The organism is Novosphingobium sp. BW1 (genome assembly GCF_008107685.1).
Taxonomy (GTDB): domain Bacteria; phylum Pseudomonadota; class Alphaproteobacteria; order Sphingomonadales; family Sphingomonadaceae; genus Novosphingobium.
Genome location: NZ_VIRF01000098.1, coordinates 1 through 6028 on the forward strand (window position 1 = coordinate 1; position 6028 = coordinate 6028).

Here is a 6028-nt window from a genome sequence, read left to right on the forward strand (position 1 = left end):
TCGAGCCGCTTGGTGTCCGGTCCTGTAACCTCAATCTGGATGCCCGTTCGCATGCGCCATCTTCGCATGTCCCCCCGTTCAAGGGAATCCCGAAAACGGAATCATCTGTTCCGATCAATCCACTAGGCGTCCGCTGGTTCTTGCTCGGCTTCTGCGTTTCCACGCAGGGCTTCGTAGAGCTGGCCGGGGCCAAGCAGGATTTCCTTGAGGCCTGCGCGTACCTTATCGGACCCAAGCGCCTGCTGGCTCATTTTCTGATGGGCATCGAGGGCATCGATGATGGCGTTCAGTAGTTCGCTGTCGAGCGTTGGCGATGAGGCGAACTGCAACTTGCTGTTGTTCTGGGCTTGCGTGACGAGTTCCCTAGATTCCAGCAGCTTTCCTCTGATGACCTCGTTCACATAGACGAGCTGATCGCCGTCGGTCAGGTCGCCGTCGAACAGGTCGTTCACCTTCTCTATGATCTCGCGCAGCAGCGCCTTTTGCTTTTCCTGCAGTGTTCCCGAGCCCGCGCCGTCCACCGGCTTGATCTGTGGCGCATCATCGCCTCCGAGTTGCATCGCCTTTTTGCCCTGACTCTTCAGGGCATGGTGGGTCAGTAAGAGCTGCGAGACATCGACACTGACCCGTTCGCGCCCGAAGTCGAGCAGGCGGACGAGGTACTTGTAAAAAAGGAAACGCTTTTCGATGTCCGTGTTGCCGTAGTCGAACATCTGGCTGAGAAAGGTGTAGATGCGGATGAAAGTCTGCATGTCCGCCTTGAACATGCTAAGCGCGTTCATCTCGTCCGATGCGGCGCTTGCCGCCTTTTCGTCTCCGAGTTCGTCGGCATCTGCCTTGGCCTGCTTGGCTGCAGCAAAGCGCTTCAGCAAGCGATCCGCTACAGGTCCGACAGAGCCCGCAAGGTCGCCCTGCTTCGACCTCGGGTCCATCGCGACTGTCGCCACGCGGTTCACCTCGAAACTGTCGTACCAGCCGCCCGCATCCAGCTTGGCGCGCAGATCGTAGACGATGTTGGGGTCGGTGACGCCTTCCAGCTCAGCCGTCTCGTAATACGTCTTGAACGCTTCCAGCACTTCCTCGGAGCTGTTGACGAAGTCGAGGACGTAAGTCGTGTCTTTGCCGGGATGCGCGCGATTGAGGCGGGAGAGTGTCTGCACGGCCTGAACGCCTGCCAGCCGCCGGTCCACATACATACCGCAGAGAAGCGGCTGGTCGAAGCCGGTCTGGAACTTGTTGGCGACGAGCAGGAGGTGATATTCCTCGGCCTTGAACGCCTCGCGGATGTCGCTCTTCAGCTTTGGGTTCAGCTCCCTGTTGGTTTCGCTGAGAGGCTCTGGGGCGGATTCAGGGTCGTTCACCTCGCCCGAGAAGGCCACCAAGGTGCCCAGCGGATAGCCCTTGTCCTTGATGTACTTGTCTATCGCCAGCTTCCAGCGCACCGCTTCCTTGCGGCTGCTGAGAACCACCATCGCCTTCGCCTTGCCATCCAGCAGCGGCTGGACGTTCTCGCGGAAGTGTTCGACGACAATCTGGACCTTCTGGGCGATGTTGTATGGATGCAGGCTGACCCACTGCATGATGCCCTTCGTCGCCGCTGAACGCTCGACTTCTGCGTCCTCCAGTTCCTCGCCATTGTGCGCCAGCTTGAACGCCAGCTTGTACGGCGTGTAATTCTTCAGAACGTCGAGGATGAAACCTTCCTCGATAGCCTGCCGCATCGAATAGACATGGAATGGCTCTGGCAACCCGCCGGGTTCCTTGGGACGCCCGAAGAGCTGCAGGGTCTTCGCCTTGGGCGTGGCGGTAAAGGCGACGTAGGTGACGCCGCTGTCGCTGGCCCTTGCTGCCATCTGAGCAGCAAGCAGGTCTTCGGTGCCGATTTCACCGCCGTCCTGCAAATCGGCAATCTCCTCCGGCGAGAGGATTTCCTTGAGCTTGGCCGCTGCCTCGCCCGTCTGGGAGCTGTGCGCCTCGTCCGCGATGACGGCGAAGCGCTTGCCATCGGTCGCGGCCTGCTCGCGCACAGCTTGCAGGGCGTAGGGGAACGTCTGGATGGTGCAGACGATGATCTTCTTGCCCGCCTTCAGCGCCTCGGCAAGCTGGCCGCTTTTGCTGCCGCTGTCGTTCTTGATCGTCTCGACGACACCGGTGGTGCGCTGGAAATCGAACAGGGCGTCTTGCAGCTGTCCGTCAATGACGCGCCGGTCGGACACAACGATGACGGTAGAGAACAACTTCTCGTCGTTCGCGTCGTGCAGTTCGGAGAGGAAATGGGCAGTCCAGGCGATGGAGTTGGTCTTGCCTGAACCTGCCGAGTGCTGGACGAGATACTTGCCGCCCACGCCCTCTTCCAACACCGCCGCCTGCAGCTTCCGCGTGACGTCGAGCTGGTGATAGCGCGGGAAGATGACGGAGCGAATGTTCTTCTTCTCGTCGCGCTGGGTGACGAGGTAGCGACCAAGCAGTTCCAGCCAGCTGTCACGCTGCCATACCTGTTCCCAGAGGTAGGCCGTGGGGTGTCCCGGAACGTCCGAGGGGTTGCCCTTGCCGCCGTGGTCACCCTGATTGAACGGCAGGAAGAAAGTCTGCGGCCCCGCCAGCTTCGTGGTCATCATCACTTCGCGGTTCGACACAGCGAAATGGACGAGAGCGCCCGAGGGGAAGCTGAGCAGCGGTTCGCGCTGGTGGCCCTTTTGCTGCGGCAGGCGGTCCTTCTTGTATTGATCGACCGCGTCTTCCACGCACTGGGTGAAGTCGGTTTTCAGCTCTACGGTCGCGACGGGGATGCCGTTGAGGAACAGCACCAGATCGATGCAGTTCTCATTGGCGAGGCTGTAGCGGACCTGACGGACGACGCGCAGACGGTTGGCATTATAGCTGGTGACGATGTCGGGGTTCATTCCCATCGCGGGGTTGAACTGCGCCAGCGAAAGCATGCCCCGCACGCCAATGATTTCGATGCCATTGCGGAGGACGTCCAGTGTGCCACGGTCGTCCAGCGACTTCCTCAAGCGGTCCAGCAGGATACCTTCCGCTGCGGGGCCGTGGTTACTCGTCAAGGCCTCCCAAGCCTTGGGCTGGGTTTCCTGCACCCAAGCGACAAGGTCAGCAGGAAAAAGGGCGCGCGTGCGGTCATAGGCTGCAGCATCGCCTTTGGCATAGAACCATCCGTTCGCGGCAAGGTGGTCGCAGACTTCGTCCTCGAAACTGACTTCCAGATGCAGGGTCATAGGCCGAGTTCCTTGAGGGTTTGCTCGCCGATTCCGCTGAGACGCTTGGCTTCCCAATCCTTGTAGGTCAGTCCCGAGCCAACATGTTTCCAAACCATTGCGCCGTTCGCGGACGAGCCTCGAGCTATCGTCGCAGCAGCACTGGGACTTTTAAAAGCATAACTTGTCACGAATTGAAGTTTGCCATCGACGTCAGGGGCAATAACGCCTGCTCGTTTAAGCTCATGATAAAGTTCGCCGTACGATCCAAGATTCTGGGGTGATCTGGCCTGCGATCCGGCCAAAACTACAAACTCCCCGTCCCCGGTCAGGATTGCATCAGCAGTGAAGTCTTCGCGCTTCATTTGCAGACGAAAGCGCTCTCCGCGATCGTCGGCAGGTTCATCGCTAAGCTGATCATCTTGCTGAACGTCACGCCCTGCCTGTCCTGCAGACTTAATCTGCGACCGGGTGCGTTGAATGAACATGTCGACCCGTACGGCTGGCAGGACGATGAAGAGGTTCTCGAGAAATGCCTCCATCTTCGCGACGTCGGCTTCACTTAGTGCCGCAACCGTCGGGGAGTTTCCGTTATCCAATGGGGTGCGACCGATTGACCGCGCCTCAGTTATGAGACGGGCTTCAAGGTAGCGTACATGTGCCTTGTTCAACTTGTTGGCGGCGGCGGTTATCAGGACCGCACTGCTCCACCATTCCTTGTTGACGTCATGGCTTTTGATCCGGGCAGAGATGTCTTCACCCTCGCCTACATAGGCACGGGGTTCGCCGTCCTGTTCGCCGAGCAGTAGATAGACACCGGCATACCCTGCTTCGGGTCGAGCCAATGCTTCCTTGATTTGAGTGCGCGGGGCCATGAGGACATGGCCGGTCCAGTTGAACAGCTCAGCGGTCAGCATGCCGTCTGGACGACCGTCGATATAATAAAGCTCCAAGGAGCGGCCGACCGCACGAATCATGCGGCTTTCGCCTGCTTGGCGACGGCATCGCGCACATCAATCTTGCCGGTCACTGCTGCTGAAATCAGCGCTGCGCGCCGTTCTTGCAAGACCAACACCATCGCCTCTGCTTGTGCGATCAATGCATCGAGCTTTTCTGCTTGCTCCACGACGTACTCGACGATCTCCGCCTGCTCCTGAAGCGGAGGGAGCGGCACGTGTAAATCTTTGACGTTTCCGCAATTCAGATGAGGATGAAGCGCCCCAGTTTGGATGGAGAGGAGACTGTGAAATCCGAAATCACCATTCAAAACCCAAGCGAGCCAAGACCCATCAAGCTCAGCCCTAATTGGCGACACAATGATCAGAGCATGACAGTTGCAGCCAGCGTATTGCTCGGGCACGACTGCTACTTGGCCTATATCTCCCGTTTGAACGATGAGAACATCACCGGCCTCTAGAATCGACTTCGCGTGAGCCTCGCTCCAGTCCTGTTGGACATAGTACGGCGAGTGGAAGCTGATTTTGTTCCGCTTAATATGAAGAGACTGAAGGTATCGTACGCCTTGATCGACGAGGATATCACGGGTCGGACCTACATACCCGTTTGTGATCTTCGCGCTTACCGAACCGATCCTTCGAACCTCCCAATGCGCCGGGACTTGGCCGAGCCATTCCACGCCGGAGTCCTTCATGGGGACCGTGGGGTCGAGGCCCTTGGTTACCGCGTGGGAGATGACGGCCTGTCGCTTCTCCTTGAGCAGTTCGATGAGCCGCCGCTGCTCCTCCACCAGCGCATCGATCTTTGCCGTCTCGCGGTCGAGGAAGGCGACGATGGTGGCTTGTTCGGGGAGTGGGGGAAGTGGGATTGGGAAGGCTCTGATCTTCTCCTGATTAATGTTCGGTTGCCCACCGCCCGAACTTAACAGGATGAGCGCCTCCTTGGCCGCAGCCAGCACGAAAAAGCCGAAACGCGGATCAATGCCCTTCGGGTCTGCGAGAGCGCAGCACGCCTGATTGGTCGCTGCTGGCGCTGCAAGCCAACCCAGACGTCCTATTGTGGCACCATACATCGCAATGAGAAGTGTGCCCGATGGGTAAACACGGAGCGTCGGGAAGGCATCCAAGGCTTGAGTCGTGACGGCTTTAGCCGTTTCGCTGATAGCAACTTCTCTCAACTCACCTGTCGTGACCCAGTTCACATCCCCTCCGTACAGCTCAGGACGGTCACTTGGCGGCGTAGTGCCACTCGAGATTGTTCGAAATGCGAATGATAGTCGATGGACGATCCAATGGTCCGGCACTTCGCCCAGCCACTCGACCCCGCTATATCGGTAGCTCGAATAAACCGGAAAGCTCACGCCGCCAATCCCGCTACTTCGGCAAGCACGCGGGCGGCTTGCCAGGCATCCTTGATGATGAAGGTCACTATGTCCTGATCTTTTGAGAAAGCTTGACGATGAAAGATGTCCGCATTGGGCTCGTCACCCTTTCGGAAACTCGCTTCATGGACCACGTGGTCGATGTCCGCGAGTGCATGCAGGCTCACCCTATCTAACTGAACATAAAGGTTCTGCTGCGTCTTCAAATCGCGTCGCCAACCGAGTTGCGCCCCGTTCGCTAACGCATAGCGGTTTGCGTGGGTATTATGGCCAGCTTCTGAAACAACGATAGCCGGATTCGCGTCGAGGAGAGCACTGATGACCACTTTCAGTTGGTCGATGCTCACGCCGCTAGTGGATTGATCGGAACAGATGATTCCGTTTTCGGGATTCCCTTGAACGGGGGGACATGCGAAGATGGCGCATGCGAACGGGCATCCAGATTGAGGTTACAGGACCGGACACCAAGCGGCTCGAA

4 protein-coding genes are annotated in these 6028 nt (G+C 58.4%); all 4 read right to left on the minus strand.

What is annotated here, in order from left to right; all coding sequences use genetic code 11:
- Positions 1 to 122: 122 nt before the first annotated feature.
- From FMM79_RS19700 to FMM79_RS19715, 4 genes are read right to left on the minus strand one after another with little or no spacing between them, the layout of a single operon-like run.
- On the minus strand, positions 123 to 3290 hold the full coding sequence (locus tag FMM79_RS19700) for a type I restriction endonuclease subunit R (protein ID WP_240339322.1): 3168 nt from the start codon (positions 3288 to 3290) through the stop codon (positions 123 to 125).
- Entirely contained in the window at positions 3230 to 4189 is a 960-nt protein-coding gene (locus FMM79_RS19705; RefSeq protein WP_148629230.1) for a GIY-YIG nuclease family protein, read from the minus strand. Before FMM79_RS19705 ends, FMM79_RS19700 begins: the two co-directional genes overlap by 61 nt.
- Entirely contained in the window at positions 4186 to 5529 is a 1344-nt protein-coding gene (locus tag FMM79_RS19710) for a restriction endonuclease subunit S (RefSeq protein ID WP_148629231.1), read from the minus strand. Before FMM79_RS19710 ends, FMM79_RS19705 begins: the two co-directional genes overlap by 4 nt.
- A complete protein-coding gene (locus FMM79_RS19715) occupies positions 5526 to 5897 on the minus strand; it encodes a hypothetical protein (protein ID WP_148629232.1) in 372 nt (123 codons plus the stop codon). The genes FMM79_RS19710 and FMM79_RS19715 overlap by 4 nt, the downstream gene beginning before the upstream one ends.
- Positions 5898 to 6028: the final 131 nt, after the last annotated feature.